General features: G+C 71.6%; 15 protein-coding genes. 3 read left to right on the forward strand and 12 right to left on the reverse strand.

Going from position 1 to position 17378, the window contains the following annotated elements; translation table 11 throughout:
- Nucleotides 1-101: 101 nt before the first annotated feature.
- Entirely contained in the window at nt 102-1400 is a 1299-nt protein-coding gene (locus ABR737_RS42880; protein WP_502964461.1) for a PP2C family protein-serine/threonine phosphatase, read from the reverse strand.
- A gap of 117 nt (nt 1401-1517) precedes the next feature.
- Entirely contained in the window at nt 1518-2276 is a 759-nt protein-coding gene (locus ABR737_RS42885) for an IclR family transcriptional regulator (protein WP_350256558.1), read from the reverse strand.
- A gap of 286 nt (nt 2277-2562) precedes the next feature.
- On the opposite strand from ABR737_RS42885, the gene ABR737_RS42890 reads away from it, so the two are divergent.
- Nucleotides 2563-3189 (forward strand): alpha-ketoglutarate-dependent dioxygenase AlkB, encoded by a 627-nt coding sequence (locus ABR737_RS42890; protein WP_350256559.1) that lies wholly within the window; start codon nt 2563-2565, stop codon nt 3187-3189.
- A gap of 88 nt (nt 3190-3277) precedes the next feature.
- Here the strand turns inward: ABR737_RS42890 and ABR737_RS42895 are convergent, their stop codons facing one another.
- From ABR737_RS42895 to ABR737_RS42915, 5 genes are all read right to left on the reverse strand, one after another.
- Nucleotides 3278-3556 carry a hypothetical protein gene (locus ABR737_RS42895; protein ID WP_350256560.1) on the reverse strand — a complete coding sequence of 93 codons (279 nt, stop codon included), beginning with the start codon at nt 3554-3556 and terminating at the stop codon, nt 3278-3280.
- 316 nt (nt 3557-3872) lie between these two features.
- A complete protein-coding gene (gene yczR / locus ABR737_RS42900) occupies nt 3873-5369 on the reverse strand; it encodes a MocR-like transcription factor YczR (protein WP_350256561.1) in 1497 nt (498 codons plus the stop codon).
- 234 nt (nt 5370-5603) lie between these two features.
- Nucleotides 5604-6368: an ankyrin repeat domain-containing protein gene (locus tag ABR737_RS42905; protein WP_350256562.1), complete on the reverse strand. Its 765-nt coding sequence runs from the start codon at nt 6366-6368 to the stop codon at nt 5604-5606.
- Entirely contained in the window at nt 6365-6604 is a 240-nt protein-coding gene (locus tag ABR737_RS42910) for a hypothetical protein (protein ID WP_350256563.1), read from the reverse strand. The genes ABR737_RS42905 and ABR737_RS42910 overlap by 4 nt, the downstream gene beginning before the upstream one ends.
- A 77-nt stretch (nt 6605-6681) precedes the next feature.
- Nucleotides 6682-7290 carry a TetR/AcrR family transcriptional regulator gene (locus tag ABR737_RS42915; protein WP_350256564.1) on the reverse strand — a complete coding sequence of 203 codons (609 nt, stop codon included), beginning with the start codon at nt 7288-7290 and terminating at the stop codon, nt 6682-6684.
- A 121-nt stretch (nt 7291-7411) separates the two neighbouring features.
- Here ABR737_RS42915 and ABR737_RS42920 point away from each other — a divergent pair, with 121 nt between their 5' ends.
- Entirely contained in the window at nt 7412-8371 is a 960-nt protein-coding gene (locus ABR737_RS42920) for an alpha/beta fold hydrolase (RefSeq protein ID WP_350256565.1), read from the forward strand.
- A 70-nt stretch (nt 8372-8441) separates the two neighbouring features.
- Here ABR737_RS42920 and ABR737_RS42925 read toward each other — a convergent pair whose 3' ends face one another.
- The 3 genes from ABR737_RS42925 to ABR737_RS42935 all read right to left on the reverse strand — a co-directional run bounded on the left by ABR737_RS42925 (nt 8442) and on the right by ABR737_RS42935 (nt 12268).
- Entirely contained in the window at nt 8442-9710 is a 1269-nt protein-coding gene (locus tag ABR737_RS42925; RefSeq protein WP_350256566.1) for a glycosyltransferase, read from the reverse strand.
- A gap of 180 nt (nt 9711-9890) precedes the next feature.
- Nucleotides 9891-10952 carry a class I SAM-dependent methyltransferase gene (locus tag ABR737_RS42930; protein WP_502964462.1) on the reverse strand — a complete coding sequence of 354 codons (1062 nt, stop codon included), beginning with the start codon at nt 10950-10952 and terminating at the stop codon, nt 9891-9893.
- Between the two features lie 122 nt (nt 10953-11074).
- Entirely contained in the window at nt 11075-12268 is a 1194-nt protein-coding gene (locus ABR737_RS42935) for an acyltransferase family protein (protein WP_350256567.1), read from the reverse strand.
- Between the two features lie 650 nt (nt 12269-12918).
- On the opposite strand from ABR737_RS42935, the gene ABR737_RS42940 reads away from it, so the two are divergent.
- Nucleotides 12919-13995: a S1 family peptidase gene (locus tag ABR737_RS42940; RefSeq protein WP_350256568.1), complete on the forward strand. Its 1077-nt coding sequence runs from the start codon at nt 12919-12921 to the stop codon at nt 13993-13995.
- A gap of 93 nt (nt 13996-14088) precedes the next feature.
- Here the strand turns inward: ABR737_RS42940 and ABR737_RS42945 are convergent, their stop codons facing one another.
- The gene (locus ABR737_RS42945; protein ID WP_350256569.1) at nt 14089-15117 is read right to left on the reverse strand and encodes a phosphotransferase family protein; all 1029 of its coding nucleotides are present in this window, start codon (nt 15115-15117) and stop codon (nt 14089-14091) included.
- Nucleotides 15118-15619: 502 nt separating this feature from the next.
- Nucleotides 15620-16543, reverse strand: a complete 924-nt coding sequence (locus ABR737_RS42950; RefSeq protein ID WP_350256570.1) for a hypothetical protein — start codon at nt 16541-16543, stop codon at nt 15620-15622.
- Nucleotides 16544-17378: the final 835 nt, after the last annotated feature.

Below are 17378 nucleotides of genomic sequence, written 5' to 3' on the forward strand. Positions count from 1 at the left end.
ACGTGAGTACGGTGCTGCGGTCCTCTCGGGTCGCTGCGTGCATGCGTGCCGATGGTGCGGCTCGCCGTCCGGGGCGATCCACACGAGCGACCGTACTCAGCTCACCACCGGTACATGCCTCCCGGTGCGCCGCCACACCGCACACCGTCGGGGCGGTGCTCCTGATCGGCGGCCACCGGAGGGCAGGGCAGCCGTCCGGTCGGCAGGTCCGGTGCGTTCGGGACCTCCGAGGGGGCGTCGGCCGTCTTCCGGAGGAGGAGCATGGCGGCGTCGTCGTGCAGCTCGCCGCCCACATGCGCGAGCAGGTCCTCGTGGAGCGCGGCGAGAGTGCGGGAAGGCTCCGGCGAGATGTGCTGTGACAGCCGCTCGACGAGCGGGTAGAACTGCCGGCTGTGGTCCCGGGCCTCGGTCACGCCATCGGTGTAGAAGAGCAGTTGGTTCCCTTCGTGCAGGGCGATTTCCTGGAGGCCGGGGGCCTCGTCGGCCAGGGCACGCAAACCGAGCGGCGGGGCCGGACGGACGGGCTCGACGGGCACGACGCCCGCGTCGTGGACCAGGAGCGGAGCGGCATGCCCGCAGTTGACCAGCTCCATACGGCCGGCCTCGGGGTATCCGGCCAGCACCGCGGTGACGAAGTCGTCCGGACCGAGGTTGCGCGCCAGGCTGCGCTCGATCCTGTGGACCACATCGAGCAGATCCGGCTCGTCGTAGGCCGCTTCCCGGAACACGCCCAGCACCAGCGCGGCGATTCCCACCGCGGGCAGCCCTTTGCCGCGCACATCGCCCACGATCAGCCGGACCCCGTACGGCGTCGGCACCAGGGCGTAGAGGTCCCCGCCGATCCGGGCCTCGGCAGCGGCGGCGCTGTAGTGGACCGCCGTCTGGAAGGGCCCCACCGTGGCCGGCACGGGTTTGAGGAAGGCGTGCTGTGCGGCCTCGGCGACCGAGCGGACGGCTGCCAGCACCTGCTCGCGACGCCTGCGCAGGGCGCCGGCCAGACTGCTGGCCAACGTCACGGCGGACAGTGTGGAGAGCACGATCGCCTGGTCGCTGCCCGGCGCACCATCATGCAGACCGAGCGCCGCACCCAGCGCCACGGCCAGGACACCGACACGGAGCACTCCCCACGGCCCGCTGGTGGCCGCGGCCAGCGCGGGGCCCACGGCGAGCAGCGGCAGCCAGCTCATCCCGCTTCCGCCGGAAAAGGCGAGGATCGCGACGGCCGCGATGATCAGAACCGGCAGGCAGGAGGTGTAGTGGCGGCGGGTGTCCGCCGCGCGGGCCGGAGTGTCACCCCGGTGCGGGGCGGGTCGGCGGACCGCGTCCCGCAGGGTGGAGAACGGCTTGGGGACCTGCCACCGCGGCAGGCGGTCGTGATGATGGATCCGGGCTTGGCGCATGTACTGGTCCGCGGCTCGCTTCCCTGCTCAGGGCACTGGGCTCAGGTACTGACACCTGAAAATGTCCGTTTCATCAAGGAAAGCGGCATATATGGGGGAGCGGCAAGGGGCGGGATTTCACATAGTGAACGACAGTCCCCTGGTCACGCGGCTCGCGGTCGGCAGCAGTCGGCGGCGGATCTCCTCGATGCGTGAGACGCGGTCCACGCGCAGCGATACGCCGAGGGACCCGAGCGTTTCGCCGCTGTAGACCGGCACCGCGACGCAGAACGTGCCGAGCGCGTACTCCTCCATGTCCGTCACCAGCGGCGCCATGGGCAGGGTGTCGATCTTGCGCAGCAGTTCGGCCCGTCCGGTGATGGTGCGGGGCGTGAGGTCGGCCAGGGGGTGCCGGGAGAGGTAGTCGTCGCGGGCCGCGTCGTCCAGCTCGCGCAGCACGCACTTGCCCAGAGCCGTGGCGTGCCCGGCGTCCTCGAAGCCCACCCAGAGGTCGACCCGGGGTGCCCGGGGGCCGTCGACGATCTCGGCCACCCGGATCTCCCCGTCCTCGTAGAAGGTCAGGTAGGCGGCGGCCGAGAGGTCGTCCCGCAGTGCCGCGAGCGCGGGGCGGACCCGGTTGAGCAGTGCCTGTGCCTGCCCTCCGGCGTGCAGGGTGCCCAGTTTGTCGCCCAGGACGAAGCCGCCGTCCTCCAGCTTCCGAATGTACCCGTCGTGCGCCAGCGTGCGCAGGAGGTGATACGCGGTGGCCAGCGGCAGCTCTGTCTCGCGTGCCAGCTGTTTCGCCGGTGCGCCGCCCTCGTGGGCACCCACGGCCTCCATCAAGCGGAAGGCGCGCTGGACGGAAGTGATGAGCGTAGGGCCGTCTCCATTGCCCATGTCTTCAGCCTGCTCCTGGTGGCCCTGGGGAGGCAAGGCCGTCCCGTGACGGCTGCCGCTTCTCGCGAACGGTGCGTGCTGGAGCGCCGGGCTGCCGGGGTGTGCACTGGTGCGTGCCGGGGTGCGTGGGCGCGTCTCGGGGTGTGTAGGGGGGATGCGCGTCGGGGTGGAGGGGTGTGTGGGTTGCGTGTCGGGGTGTGCCGGAGTGCAAGCGATGACCAAGGAGTGTCCGCGTGTGACGGCCGCGCGACAGAACACGTATTCGAATTATGGGTACTCTGGAAGCATGGCCATGCACCTTCAGGGCTCGCTCTTCGACCAGGCCGACGAGGTCCGTCTCGGGCCACTGCGCGGCGTGCGCAGGACCGAGCTCGGTGACGGGGCCTGGATCGACCTGCTGCCCGGGTGGCTGAGCGGGGCCGACGCCTTGTTCGCGCGGCTCGCCGCCGAGGTGCCCTGGCAGGCTGAGCGCCGGCGGATGTACGAGCGGGTGGTGGATGTCCCGCGGCTGCTGGCCTTCTACGAGGTCGGCGACGCACTGCCGCACCCCGTGCTGGCCGAGGCGAGGGATGCGCTGTCCGTCCACTACGCCACCGAGCTCGGCGAACCGTTCACCACGGCCGGGCTCTGCTACTACCGCGACGGCCGCGACAGTGTGGCCTGGCACGGCGACCGGATCGGCCGCGGCCGGCGCGCGGACACGATGGTCGCCATCCTGTCCGTGGGTACGCCGCGCGATCTGCTGCTCCGTCCGCGGCGCGGCGGCGGCACGGTGCGGCGGCCGCTGGGGCACGGCGACCTGATCGTGATGGGCGGCTCCTGCCAGCGGACCTGGGAACATGCGATCCCCAAGACCGGCCGTGCGGCGGGGCCGCGGATCAGCATCCAGTTCCGGCCCCACGGCGTGCGCTGAAGCCGGACGCGGGTGGGCCCCCGAGTCCGCGTCGGCTCGGGGGCCCTGCAACTGCTACGGGAGTGTGGTCAGTTACTCCGGGGAGTGGTCAGTGGCGGTGGCAGACCAGGTGCTCCCGGTGCCAGGTGCGGGTCCAGTAGCCGGGGTGGCGCACGCCGTGCCGGTCACGCCAGGCCGGGTGCCAGGTGCGGGTCCAGTGTCCGTGGACCATGTGGCACCGCCCCCTGTCGACGTGTCGGGTGGTGGAGTGGTCTCCGTGGTGCGACGGCGTGGCCGAGGCGATACCCACCGAGGAGAGGAGGGTGCCTCCGGCGAGAGCAACGGTGGCGGCCCCGAGAGCGAGGGCGCGCTTGAATCCGTCAGTCATGGATCGTGCCTTTCTGCATTGCCATGGCGCGAGGCCGTGGTGCGAGATGCCCTGCCGATGGCCGGGCATCACTGACCATGCACCCATGACGCCCTCCATATGTGGCTAACACCAAAGGTTTTACACAATGCAGACGGAGTGTGAAAGAGAGTAATTATCAGACTAATGGGTGACGAGGGGGGCGAGCGTGGTGTGGTGGCCAAGGCGGACGGCAGGCCGAGGGCGCGGCTGCCCGGGGACCGCGTCAACTCCGGTGCGGTGCACACCGGCTGGAAGCGCCGACGCCGCAGAAGGCCGCTCGCATGCAGTGCCCGGGTCAGGCAACCCAGTGCGCTCGGCGGGTGGCGGACGACGGTGAAAGCCCCGCCGCGAGGGCGGCGGCCATGCGGTGCACGGCCTCACGCAGGGTCTCCGGCGACATGGTGTAGGGGATGCGCAGGCGCTGTTCGAACAGGCCCGGATCGGCGCCGAAGTACGCACCGCCCTCGATCCGTACCCCGTAGTCCAGGGCCCGTTCGGCCAGCGCCGAGGCGAGGGGCGCGCCGAGGTCGACCCACAGCGACAGTCCGCCGGGCGGCAGTTGCCAGGTCCACTGCGGCAGGTGCTCGGTCAGGGCCGCGGCCAGAGCGGCGCGCTGCCGGCGCAACTGTTCCAGGCGGGCCGGCAACAGGTCCCCGGCACGGGCCAGGAGGGGGACGGCCAGCAGCTGGTCCAGCACCGAGCCGCCCATGTCGGTGGCGACTCGCTGGCCGGCGAGTTCGGTGACCAGCCGCGCGGGGGCGCGCACCCAGCCCATGCGCAGACCGCCCCAGTGCGTCTTGCTCATCGAGCCGATGGTGATGACCTGGCCTGCCCCGCCGGGAGTGGCGCGGGAGGCGAACGGCGCCGGGGCGGGGACATCGAGCGCGAGGTCGGCCAGGGTCTCGTCGACGACCAACCAGGCGCCGGAGCGCTCCGCGGCGCGCAGGACGCGGACGCGCTCCTCATCGGGCATGAGGCAGCCGGTCGGATTGTGGAAGTCGGGGAGCAGATAAGCCAGTTGGGGCACCGCCTGGCGGAAGGTCGATTCGGTGATCTCGATGTCCCAGCCGGTGTCGGTCACCGGGACCGACAGCGTGCGCAACCGGGCGCGGCGCATGGCCTCCAGGGCGTTCGGATAGGACGGATTCTCGACCATGACCCGGTCACCGGGCCGGCACAGCAGCCCCAGGACGAGCGTGAGCGCGTGCTGGGCGCCGGCGGTCACCAGGATCTGTTCGGGCATGGTGGCCAGACCCCGCCGGGTGAAACGCTCGGCGACGGCGGCGCGCAGTTCCGGAAGGCCGTAAGGGTGGTAGCCGGGGGTGTGCGCGTGCTCGGCCAGTCGGGGGGTGGCCTGGGCGAGGGCATCGAGGAGCGTCTGCTCCGGCAGTCCGGGGGCGGCGCTGGCCAGGTCGATCGCGGTGTCCTGAGGCCCGAGGAGCCGTGCGATGCCGCTGGGGGCCCGGCCCTCCGGAAGGGCCGTCCAGGTACCGGAACCCTGGCGGCTGTGCGCGTAGCCGCTCTCGCGCAGCAGGTCGTACACGGCGGTGACGGTGGCCCTGCTGGTGTTGAGGGCCGTGGCCAGCTCCCGTTCGGCGGGGAGCCTGAGGTGCAGCGCGAGGCGTCCGTCCAGTATCAGCGCACTGATCGCCCTGGCCAGGTGGCGGTAGGCCGGCCGCGCCTGGGCCGGGTCGGGCAGCATCGCGGCGAGCTGCCGGCTCCCCAGGGTCCGGTCGGCGCGGTCCGCCCGGTCTGTCCGTTCCGTGTGCGGGAACCGCTGCCGGTCGGCCATGCCACTCTCCCCCGATTGGTCGTGCTCACCAGGCCAATCACTCTACAGAGGCGGCAGGTTGGCCTTGACGCGCAGGGCCGCGCAGGGTCTGTGCAGGCTCCGTGCCTTCCTTCAAGCCCTGCCCGGCTGCCGGGGTGCTGCCGGACACCTGTCGGACGCACTCCCCACGCCGCGGCGACGCAGGGCTGTCCGGGGCGGCGTACCCCCGTGGCCGTGAGATCTTGCCGACGTGTCTCACTCCCGCACGGCGTCCTGCAGAAGCGCGGCGATCAGGGCATGCCCCGTCTCCCCCTGCCATTGGGCTCCGCCCCTGCCGTCCGGTGAGCTGACCGTGACCTCGACCAGCTCCGTGCCCTCGGGACGGGGACTGCGCCAGACCTCGCACCTGCTGGCCGGGGCGGCGGCAGCCTTCTCCCGCAGCTCGCTCTCGACGTCCCTGCCGCACTTGTCGCGGGCCATGTCCCCTGCCGTCCGGCCCCACGTATCGGTGAGACGGGGGTCGGCACCGTGGAACAGCAGAGCCCGCACCACCGCGATCGATCCCCGCTCGGCCGCCGCCATCAACGGGGTCTGACCGCGATGGCGCGCGTCCGGATCGGCATCCGCCTCGAGCAGGAGCCGGGCGGTCCGGTGGTGGCCTCCGGCGGCCGCCCACATCAGGGGGGAGTAGGCGGTGCCGTCATCCTCCCGCCGGTCGGGGTCGGCGCCGTGAGCGAGCAGTTCGCGCACCGCCCCGAAGTGGTCCCAGCACGCCGCCGCACACAGCGGCAGTCCCGCACTGCCCGGCTCTCCACGGCTCTCCGTGTCAGGTGGGGCGCCCGCTTCGAGGAGCAGTCGCACGAGGTCCGTGTGTCCGCTCACCGCGGCGAGGTACAACGGCGTCTCCCCGTCGGTGTTCGCAGCGGACGGAGAAGCCCCCTTCCGCAGGAGCGAGTCCACGCGGTGCACCTGCCCCCTCTCGAGGGCGGTGATCAGTCGCTGGGTCAACGACTCGGTCATGCGGCTTCCTTCCTCGGGGCGTCATGGGGACGGGCCCCGGCCCTTGAGTCACTGCGCCTGCAGTTCTCCGGCACCGGCTGTTCTCCGGCACCGGCGAGGGGCCACGTCTGCCGCCCGCGGTTGCACTCGTGGGTGACGCCCCGAAGCGCCGAACCGGCCGTCGTACGGCGGGAGATGTCACCGAGGACGACGCCCCGGACGGGCGCGTCATCGATGGTCTGCAGGGTGGTGGTCACGGAGGCCGAGGCTAACTGCAGATGCCGGGGGAGGCGACGTAATTGTCCGGGCGACGGCTCCGGCATTCCGGGTCCATTCACCCACCGTCCGGGAAGAGCCGGTCCAGGTGATGACGGAGAACCGCTGCTGCGGCCTCCGGGGTGCGCTGGCCCACCAGGACGCTGGTGCCGAGACCCGCCGACAGGGCGAGGAGGCTGATCGCCTCCGTGCGTACGTCCGTGCCGGGCGCGGTCAGGCCGGCCTCGCGTGCCCGCTCCAACTGGCCGGCCACCAAGTCCTCGGCGGCATCGGGGCCGTCGATGAACGGCTGGGCGGCCAGTGCCTCATCCGTCACGGAGAGCACGGCGTAGGAGGTGTAGACGAGGTGGAAAGTCCGGCTCTCCTCGTCGACGGGGAGAGCTTCGAGGAGGATGGCCTCGATCATCCCGCGTGGTCCCGGGGTATCCCCCGCGGCCCGGACCCGGTCGGCGATACGGGCGCCGAGTCCGGTGGTCAGCTGCTGCAAGCCGTGGAGCAGCAGCTTTTCCTTGGTCTCGAAGTAGTACTGCACCAGCCGCAGGGATACTCCTGCTTCGGCCGCCACATCGCGCATCCCGATGGCGTGCAAGCCGCGCCGCCCGGCGACCCGGACCAGCGCCTCGGCGATCTGGGTGCGCCGCTCTTCGTGGTCCACGCGCTTCGGCATCAGCCCGTGCCCTCCGCCTCGTTCGTTCCGTTCCGGCCTGCGGGATCGGCTACATGGTACCGCTGTACCACTTTAGTGATACGGTGGTACCACTAAACCTGCTGTCAGGAGGTGGCCCGCCGTGCCCGGCACCACGACGCAAGACCACAACCCCGCCGTCGGCCGCTATGTGAACGAGGCGGTGCGCGACCGGTACTTCGCCGCGTGCGACGCCGTCTATGCCCTGGGTCCGGCCCCGGCCGGGGAGTGCGACGTGGAGACCCGCTTCGGGACCACACACGTCTACCGGTACGGGCCGACGGAGCCCGGCGCCGCCTCCCGCACTCCGGTGGTCCTGGTGCACGGCGCCGGCGGCAACTCGTCGCAGTGGTACCCGAACGTCGCCGCCCTGAGCACACAGCGCCCGGTGTATGCGATCGACACCCCCGGCGATCCGGGCCGCAGCGTGCAGCAACAGCCGATCCACCAGCCCGAACGTGCCGCACAGTGGCTCGACGAGGCGCTTGACGGCCTCGGACTCGACCGGGTCCACCTCGTCGGGTCCTCCTACGGCGGATGGCTCGCCCTGAACCAGGCGCTGCACCGGCCCGGCCGGCTGGCCTCGGTCACCCTGCTCGACCCAGGCGGCCTGGAGAAGGTGGGACTCCGGTTCTTCGCCTGGATCTTCGTCAGCCTCTTCGCGACCTGCGCGCCGAAGGCGCTGCGTCCACGCCTCGCTGCCTGGCTCGACCAGCCGGTCCTGGTGGTGCCGGAACTGCGCGCGATGATACGGCTCGGCGTGCGCGCCTACCGCATCCGCCGTCCCGCCCCGCTCCCTCTCACCGAAGCCGAACTGCGCAGTATCCGCACGCCGCTCTACCTGCTGCTCGGAAAGCGGAGTCTGCTGGTGCATCCCCAACGGCAGCGCGAGCGTGTCCCGCGTCTGGTGCCCGGCGCCCGCGTCGAGATCGTCGCCGACACCGGCCACGGACCCCAGATCGACCACGCGGAGTCGGTCAACAGCCGGATGGTGAGCTTCCTGGAATCAGTGGACGGGCTCGACTCACCGGACTCACCGGACTCGCTGGGCTCCGCTGACTGAGGTGCACCGGCGCCGCACCCCGACCGAAGGGGGGCGGGGGCGAGCCCGGCCGGACCCCCGGCAGGCAGCCTCAGCGCCCTGCGTCTCGATCGCCCCTGCGGTCTCCTCCCGCCCCGCGCTCGACCGCCGCCAGCACCCGGCCGGCCCCGTCCTCCGTACCGAGCAACGCCGCCACCTGACGGGCGCGATGACGGTATCGGGGGTCCCGCACGGCCTTCCCCACGGCGGCCGCGAGGTTTTCCGCGGTCAGCCGCTGGAAGGGGATCTTCCCGGGACCGACTCCGAGCGACGTCAGACGTGACGCCCAGAACGGCTGGTCCAGCATCATGGGAACGGGGACTGCCGGCACGCCCGCGCGCAGGCCGGCCGCCGTGGTTCCGGCCCCCGCGTGGTGGACGACGGCTGCCACCTGCGGAAACAGCTGGGCGTGCGGCACCTCGCCCACCGTCAGGACATCGTCCCCCTCGACCGACAGGCCCGCCCCGCTCGACTGGACGACACCGCGTACCCCGGCGAGCCGCAAGGCGCGTACCAGGAGGCGCCCGAGCCGTTCCGGGTCACTGGGCGCCATGCTGCCGAAGCCCACGAAGACCGGTGGCGGACCGGCCTGGAGGAAATCCGCCAGCCTGGAGTCCGGTGTCCAGCCGGGTACTTCCGACGGCCACCAGTAGCCCGCCACCTCCATGCCCGGCCGCCAGTCGGCAGGCCGGGGAACCACCGCCGGGCTGAATCCGTGGTGGACGGGCCAGGTGGCCCGGCGCCGCTCCAGAGCCTCCCGTGTCACTCCCAGCCGGCGCTGCAGATGGCGCACCCCGGGAGCAAAGGCCCGGGCCAGCAATGACTGCGCGCACTGTCCCAGCGCGCGGTTGGCGAGCGGTCCCCACGACGGCACGTCGAAGATGACCGGCGGGAACTCCCGGGTGGGCTCCAGGGGCTGCAAGAACACGCCGGCGCAGGGCAGTTGCAGACCCTCCGCCGCCACGAGCCCCAGGGGAGCCAGGCTGCTGGAGAACAAAAGCACCTCGGCCCCAGCGGCACAGGCCTCGGCCACCGCGTCGGCCATCTCCGGCGCCAACTCCCGTGCCAGCCGCATCTGTTCGGACTTGGGCAGGCCGGCGCCCTTCCCCGGCCTGTGCCCCGGCGTGTCCTCCGCTCCGGACGTGGCGTACCGGTCGAGCGGAAGGGGGTGAAAGCCCAGGCCGCTGCGGCGTACGAACTCGGCCGAGCGTTCATGGGTGGCCATCACCACCCGGTGTCCGGCGCGATGCAGCCGGGCCCCCAGGCCGGTGTAAGGAGCGACGTCCCCGTGCGAACCCGCGGTAGCGATCAGGATGTGCATGGTCGGCAGTGTCCCGTTTCGTCGGCTGCGGTGATTCCGACTGCGGCCGGCTTCACCCGGGCGGTGTAAGCACCGCATTTCCGTGTGCAGTCGTACGCGTGGGAACCCCGCGCAGTGGTGTGGTGGACGAGGGCCGGGTGACCTCCTTGCGGGCGATTTCGCGGCATCCCGGCGCGGTGGTCAGTCGCGGCGTGCGATCACCCGGTAGGCGTTGGACAGCCGGGTGCGCCGTGTGAAGGGCGCCAGCAGGAGGTCGAGAACGAGGAGGACCAGGAGCACGGGCGCCACGGCCGGCAGGGCAAGCCCGCGGATCCAGCGGCTGACCGGCCCCGGCCTCCGGGGCAGCCATGGCAGATCCTCGCTCGGCAGGACGGACTTGAGCATGTTCACCGCCGCGGAGGTCAGATCGGTGGGGACATGGGGCTCGTGCCGGTCGGTGGCCACGACGGTGAACCCCTGCTCGGCCAGTGCACTGCACAGGTTGTCCAGGGGGACGAAGTGCAGATGCTGCGGCTGGAGCCACGGTCCCCACCATTGGCCGAGCAACCGGGCGGCGGCGGATTCCGGGTCGGGCACCTCCACCAGGAGGTGGCCGCCGGGCCGGAGCGCGGTGTGGGCGGCGGCCAGTTCCTGCCGAGGCGCCAGGGTGTGTTCCAGGTAGTGATACATGCTCACCACGTCGTACTGGCAGGCCAACTGCCCTGCCAGACCGACGAAGGAGCCCCGGTAGGCCCGGGAGATACGGCCGTTGCGGGCGGCGATCTCGACGCCCTCGCCCCAGTCGAGCCCGTGGAACAGCGTGCCCGGATGGATCTTCCGGGCTTCGGCGCAGAAGTGGCCGTGACCGGTTCCCACGTCCAGCCACCGTGACGGGCGGCCGAACGGGAGCAGTGCCCGGGCCCGGGCCCGGTAGAGCCGCACCGCGAGGGGCGAGCGGGCCAGCCGGGCCATCGTCGCCTCGCCCAGGCCGTCGTAACAGTCCCGGTAGTAGAAATCCAGCCCATCCGCGCTCAGCCGGGGATTCTGGAACACGTGCCCGCAACTGCGGCACTGGTCGAGTACGAACGTCCCGGGCTTGTGCTGGGGGTGGTCGGTGGTGCGCAGGCGCCCGCGCAGCCGGGAGGAGGTGCACCAAGGACACGTGGTGCGCCGTGGTTCGAAGAACCGCTCCAGCCCGTGTGCCAGCTCGTCTTGGTAACGGGGCCGGTGGGCGGCGATCTGCTCGCTTCGCATACTCATCATGGGGGCTTCTTTCCGATGTGGTCCTGAGGGGGAGCGCTGCCACCGGTGCGGAGGGCGGGCCAGGCACGCCGGCCGCTCCGAAGACCGGGCGCACCGCACGGACGCCGGAACGCCTGGGTGCACTACGCAGGGGCGGCGGCACGGGGACGGGCACGGCGGGACATGGAGAGGCGCCGCACACACGGCCGCTCCACCCCCGCATACAGCAGCCACGAGGTCAGCAGCACGACGGGCAGGCCGGCCAGGACCACGGCGACGTTGCTCCATCCATGACCCGTCAACGACAGGTACAGCAACCCCAGCACCATGAAGTGGACGAGATACATGGCGTAGGAGATCTCGCCGAGGAACACCAGGACGGGCGTGCGCAGCAGCGACCTTCTGCCGCGCAGGTCCAGCTCGGCGGTCGCGTACACGAGCGTGGCGAGCGGGATCACGGTCGAGGCCGCGTACAGGAAGCTGTGCGGCAGCAACGCGGCGTTCACCACGATCGTGCTGATGACGCCCAGGGCGGCCGGGAGAACGCCGATGCGCGGAATCCGCATTCCCGCCGAGGAGAGACGGGCCAGCATCATGCCGAGGACGAATTCGGGGAGCCGCGTGATCGGCAGCATGTACAAGGACCAGTATCCGGGGAAGGACGGTCCGCCCGGATTGAGGACGAACTCGTAGAGCACCGGGCAGATCCAGACGACCGTGACGGCCCCTCCCGCCCCGATCAGCAGTCCACGGCGTGACAGCCGCTCGACATACGGCAGAAGCAGGGGGAAGAGAAGATAGAAAAACCCTTCGGCGGCCAGTGACCAGGAAACCGGATTACCCGCGGAGACAAAGCGCTGGCTGGGAACCCAGGTGTTCACCAGGAAGAGACTGGAAAGGTTCGCCGGCCATCCGGAACCGTGTGTCGCCGTCCCTCCGGCACAGAGGAGCGCGGCCATGACCACGCACCAGGTCAGTACGTGATTGGGCAGAATCTTGGCGGCCCGGCGCCGCCAGAAGGCGCGTGCGGTGTCGCCCGGGCGGGCGGAATGCGTCAGCACATAGCCGCTCAGAATGAAGAAGAGCGAAACCGAACTCGCCCCGACCCATACCTCGGGTCCCAGGGTCCTGGCGAGGTGGGGGTTGATCAGCAGCGCACTGTGGGTGAAGACGACTCCGCCCGCAGCGGCGAACCGCAGACCGGTCAGCGAAGGCAACTGCCGGGGCCGGCCCGGTCGTGTGGTGTCCTTCGCCGACGGCTCCTGTGCACCGATGCGGCCGACGACGCGGCCGACCGTCGAGGTGGAGGGGGACGACGGTCCGGGGAGATCGTGCACGAGTGGCCTCCTGCGAGAACGACCGGGCCCATGACCACCACGCAGATGCACAGGTGCGCGGAGGGGGTCGCCGGGGGATCGACGGGAATGACTGATCCGGCCCGTGCGGAGGAATGGGCGGCCCGTCGCGCGGATACCTCGATTGACCCACCGCTCCACGCCCGTGCCTAGGGAGGATGACCCGATTTCACTCATACGGCCCAGGGGAGGCCCCGGTGCGCCGTAAGTCCCGCCCGCAGCAACGCCCGTATCCGCTGGTGGCCTACGGGACATCCCTCAGGCGTGCCCCCGGCCGTACAGGTGATTCCTGCGGACCTGTGGCCGGGCGGGTGGAGCGCGAAGCAGCCGCGGGAAAGAATGAGGTCATTCCGCCGTGCCATGCACACCGGCTGCCTGGGGCGCCGATCACCCTCAAGGGCAGGGCATATGACGAGGCAACGCATTCCGGTGCACAGGGTGCGCGGTAACACCGGTAACAGCGGTACCGCGATATAGGAGCGAACTGATGCGCCGCTGCGCGTGTGCGGGAAATGCCCTGCGCGAAGGACCGGGCGGCGCGGACACGGCTGGGTCGAGGGGGAGGGAAACGCCTGCCTCAGGCGGGCCCGGATATCCACCGCAGGCCCCACTCCCACACCAGAGGTCTTGAGTTGAAGCACACCAGCGCACCTGAGTCCCGCACCGTCCTCGGCAGTGCGGCGACCGTGGTTCTGATCGCCGCCGCACTCACCCTGCAGTGCGCCCAAGCCGCCCCCGCCAAGGCCCCTGAGCCCCCGTCAGCGACCGCTGCCGCGCAGCGCGCCAGGACCATCAGCTCCGCCCTCGGAGCCAGCGCGGCGGGCTTCTACTACGACGCGCCGCGCAACAAACTCATCGTCAATGTGACCACCGCGGCCGCCGTGGCCAAGGTCCATGGTGCCGGCGCCGATGCCAAGATCGTCAAGCACTCCCTCACCTCGCTGAACGCGGCTCGTGCGACCCTCAAGCAGAAGGCCACCATCCCCGGGACGTCCTGGGCGATGGACCCCAGGACCAACAAGGTGGTCGTCGTCGCCGACCGTACGGTCAAGGGCGACCGCTTGACGCAGCTCAAGAAGGTCACCTCCTCGCTCGGCGACCGGGTCGTCCTCAGGCAGTCGGCGGGCACACTCCGGCCGCTGATCTCCGGTGGCAACGCCCTCTGGGGCAACGGCGCGCGCTGCTCGCTCGGCTTCAACGTCATCAGGGACGGACAGCCGTACTTCCTGACCGCCGGCCACTGCACCAACGCGGTGCGCAACTGGTCCGCCTCACAAGGAGGTCCGGAGATCGCGGTGACGGAGGCCGGAGCCTTCCCCGGTGACGACTTCGGGATCGCGAAGTACACCGACGCCGGTATCGCCCACCCCAGCCGGGTGGACCTCTACAACGGCAGCCTGCAGCCGATCGGCAAGGTGGGCGATGCCATCGTGGGCGAGCGGGTGCGGCGCAGCGGCAGCAGTACGCATGTCCGGACCGGTGAGGTCACCGCCGTCGAGGTGACGGCCAACTACCAGGAAGGGCCGGTCGACGATCTGGTCCAGACCGGTATCTGTGCGGAATCCGGCGACAGCGGCGGCCCGCTCTTCGACGGAGACACCGCGCTGGGCCTGACCTCGGGTGGCAGGGGCAGCTGCCTTCTGGGCGGCGAGTCCTTCTACCAGCCCGTACGCGAGGCCCTGGAGAAGACCGGATCTCACCTCGGCTGATCTGACGGACGGGGCGGACGGGGCCGACCGGGTGGGGCGGGCGGACGAGGTGAACCGGGCCGGTCGGGCCCGGTCCGAGTCCGGGGGCGGCCACTACGGACGCTGCGAGGGCAGTGGCTTGAGCCTGGGCCACCGGTCCAGCATGCGCCGCCGCAGGTCCGAAGTGAGCCGGTGCAGACCTCGCAGATCGGCCCGCTCGGCCGTCAGCTGCGCGACGACGCCGAGCCGGTGGGCCAGCCGCTGCCGGGCCGTGGCGGTGCCCCATTTCCAGTCGTGGTCCGGGATGCGGTCCAGGTGGTCGACGGTGCCGCGGTGGGCCCGCTGTACCAGGGCGTCGCCGCGCAGCAGCCAGCCGGCACAGGCGTCGGTCAGATCGCCGTGGGGCTCGGTCCCGGTCGCGGTGGTCCATGCGGTGCGGTAGGCCGCCTCGGCGCGGTCCATGAGCGGTGCGGTTGCCGCGGTGGAGCACCAGCAGGTGGGAAATCCGATGCGCAGGTAGGCGAGTTCCATGATCCCGTTGCCGAGCGCGGCCTGTTCGAAGTCGATGAACCGGACGCCCTGTGCGGTGTGCAGGTCATTTCCGGGGCACGGGTCCCCATGGAGCAGGGCGTGCCCCGTTGCCCGGCCGATCCGGTCCGCGAGAGCGCGGAGTTCGGCGGGCGCGCAGGACGGCACGGACACGTCCAGCGCCTCGGCCAGGCGGAGGAACGAGCCGATGTCGTCCTGCGCCGGGCCGGACCAGGCCGGCAGGAGACCGGTGTCCTCGGGGGTGCCGGTGGCGTGCAGCCGGGCGAGTGCGGTGGCGTAGTCGACAATCCACTCCCGGGGCGGCCGGCGGGGCTCGAGACGCTCCAGAACCAGCACCCGCTCCTCGTCGTCGGTGCCCAGCAGGCCCGGCACAATGGCCGGTTCGCCCCGGGAGGCGAGCCGCAGGGCCGTCACCTCGCGTGCATACCGCTGTGCGGCGTCGGGGGCGCCGACGATCTGCTTGACGACCGCCGGTCTTCCGTTCAGCTCGACGCGCCAGACGCGCGAGCGCGGGCTGCTGTCCAGCCTGCGGTGTCTTCCGGGTGTTCCCAGCCTTGCCCGTAACCCGTCTCCGAACGGCAGTTGCGCTGTCATGGCCCGCATCCTTCCACCCGTGCGCACGAGCGTGGCGGTCAGGGCGACGCCGCCGGGGCGAAATCGCCGCCAGGAAAACGCTGACAGGGGAAACGCCGACAGGGGGAATTCGCGGCCGGGGCGGACTCGATGTGCGGTTGCCTTGGATGCGTCCGGATGCCACGCACCCCCGGTGCGGGCGAGCCCGTTCACCGGGGGAGCGGGAGACAAGGGTGATGGCCTCGCCGCCCCCAGATGCGGCGATGCGGGATGCGGTCGAGCCATGGGTACGGCACTGCGCTCGACGAAACAGCGGGAGGACCGCGCCCCCGTCGGTACCACCGTCCCGACGGGGGACTCGGACGGTCTGGGGAGGAATGGCTACCAACCCGCCTCGCCGGCGGAGGAGACCGTCGCCCACGCCCCTTCTGGAGGGACCCTGAGCGGGCCCTCGTCCGAGGTGCCCGCCGCGGGCATCAGGTCGTCCCCGCCGCCGAGAACTCCGCGCAGCGCGTGGCTCGTCTCAGCCGATGGTGGCGCCGGTGCTGGTGGCGCCGGTGGTGCCGCCTGCGCCGCCGCCGATCGTTGCGCCGGTGGTGGTGGCGCCGGTGGTGCCGCCTGCGCCGCCGCCGATGGTCGCGCCGGTGGTGGTGGCGCCGGTGGTGCCGCCTGCGCCGCCGCCGATCGTTGCGCCGGTGGTGGTGGCGCCGGTGGTGCCGCCTGCGCCGCCGCCGATCGTTGCGCCGGTGGTGGTGGCGCCGGTCGTGCCGCCCACGCGGCCACCGATCGTTGCGCCGGTGCTGGTGGCGCCGGTCGTGCCGCCGCCGAGCCTGCATCCCGCCGGCACCAGGACGAGCCTGCCTTGGACGACACGGAACTGGCAGAGCGTGCCTCCGCCGCCGCCGATGGTGGCGCCCGTGGTGGTGGCGCCGGTGGTGCCGCCCAGGCCGCCGCCGATGGTGGCGCCGGTGGTGGTGGCGCCGGTGGTGCCGCCCAGGCCGCCGCCGATGGTGGCGCCGGTGGTGGTGGCGCCGGTGGTGCCGCCCAGGCCGCCGCCGATGGTGGCGCCGGTGGTGGTGGCGCCGGTGGTGCCGCCCAGGCCGCCGCCGATGGTGGCGCCGGTGGTGGTGGCGGCTGTGGTGCCGCCCAAGAGGCCTCCGCCGATGGTGGCGCCCGTGGTGGTGGCGCCGGTCGTGCCGCCCACGCCTCCGCCGATGGTGGCGCCGGTGGTGGTGGCGCCGGTGGTGCCGCCCACTCCGCCACCGATCGTGGCGCCGGTCGTAGTGGCTCCTGTGGCTTGTTCGGTGCTGGTCGGGGCCGAAGCTTTCGCTGTCTGCGGCGCTTCACTGCTCATCGCGGTGATCGCGCCCACCGTTCCGGTGAGTGTCACAGCCAGGACAGATGCACCGATCACGTGGGGAATGCGCTTCCGGATGTTGGTCGCCATGATGCCTCCTCTTGAGTGGACGGGCCGTCGATAGCCAGCCTGGGAGGTCGGGCATGACCGCGGTGTTGATCCGGCGTGGCCCTCGCGTGACGCGCTCGGTACGGCCCGCCGATCCGCCGCTTCTTACCGGCCGGCCCGCCCCTGGTGAGCTGTCCCGTCAACCGGACCGGTCCGCGCTTGACCAGGTAGGACGCAGTCGTCATCACCGAAAGTGCCGAGATGATCGCCTTCCGTGGCGGCCGTGCGTCTCGCTGATATCCACGTCGCGGATTCATCGCTCCCCCGAGGGGATCGAGTCCTTGGCGGCCCTTTCGCGGGTGAGGTGTAAGGCGTCGTTGCCGCCGGACCGGCTGTACGCCATGGGGGAAAGCGGTGCGGGTGGCCGGCAGTGCGCACCGACGCCCGGCAGTCGCTGGGGAGAGGGTCGGACGAAGGCGCCGGACGAAGGCGCCGACCGGACCCGGGCGAACCGGACCGGCTGGGCAGGAGCCGACCGAACTGGACTCGTGCCGAATCGGACGTGTCGAATCGGACTCGTGTCGAACCGGACCCGGCTGAGCAACTGCCCGCGGTCGGGCCGCGTCGCTACGGTGCCACGCCCCAGCGGCCGCTGCGCCCGCCGCCTGCCGCCCGGCATCCGCCGCCCCGGACCGGCCGTGGCGACAAGAGGCCGCGAGCCCACGCGCCCGCGGCCGGCTCCGGCGTTGTGGAGTAACCCGATGCGCGCTCTGCCATCCGGGTGACGGGGCGTCAAGACCGTTGCAGGCGTGCTCACTCGGGTGGATTACTTGGAGCCATCCAATCCGGTGGGCCGCCTACCCTCTCGGGCGAGTGG

This window comes from Streptomyces sp. Edi2, from assembly GCF_040253635.1.
Taxonomy (GTDB): Bacteria; Actinomycetota; Actinomycetes; order Streptomycetales; family Streptomycetaceae; genus Streptomyces.

Excerpts from the sequence above, each read along its gene's own strand:
- ABR737_RS42890 (WP_350256559.1), top strand. The coding sequence starts at position 2,563 with ATGGCCATGCACCTTCAGGGCTCGCTCTTCGACCAGGCCGACGAGGTC.
- ABR737_RS42880 (WP_502964461.1), bottom strand. The coding sequence starts at position 1,400 with ATGCGCCAAGCCCGGATCCATCATCACGACCGCCTGCCGCGGTGGCAG.
- ABR737_RS42925 (WP_350256566.1), bottom strand. The coding sequence starts at position 9,710 with ATGCACATCCTGATCGCTACCGCGGGTTCGCACGGGGACGTCGCTCCT.
- ABR737_RS42930 (WP_502964462.1), bottom strand. The coding sequence starts at position 10,952 with ATGATGAGTATGCGAAGCGAGCAGATCGCCGCCCACCGGCCCCGTTAC.
- ABR737_RS42915 (WP_350256564.1), bottom strand. The coding sequence starts at position 7,290 with ATGCCGAAGCGCGTGGACCACGAAGAGCGGCGCACCCAGATCGCCGAG.
- ABR737_RS42945 (WP_350256569.1), bottom strand. The coding sequence starts at position 15,117 with ATGACAGCGCAACTGCCGTTCGGAGACGGGTTACGGGCAAGGCTGGGA.
- ABR737_RS42950 (WP_350256570.1), bottom strand. The coding sequence starts at position 16,543 with ATGGCGACCAACATCCGGAAGCGCATTCCCCACGTGATCGGTGCATCT.
- ABR737_RS42895 (WP_350256560.1), bottom strand. The coding sequence starts at position 3,556 with ATGACTGACGGATTCAAGCGCGCCCTCGCTCTCGGGGCCGCCACCGTT.
- yczR (WP_350256561.1), bottom strand. The coding sequence starts at position 5,369 with ATGGCCGACCGGCAGCGGTTCCCGCACACGGAACGGACAGACCGGGCG.
- ABR737_RS42905 (WP_350256562.1), bottom strand. The coding sequence starts at position 6,368 with ATGACCGAGTCGTTGACCCAGCGACTGATCACCGCCCTCGAGAGGGGG.
- ABR737_RS42885 (WP_350256558.1), bottom strand. The coding sequence starts at position 2,276 with ATGGGCAATGGAGACGGCCCTACGCTCATCACTTCCGTCCAGCGCGCC.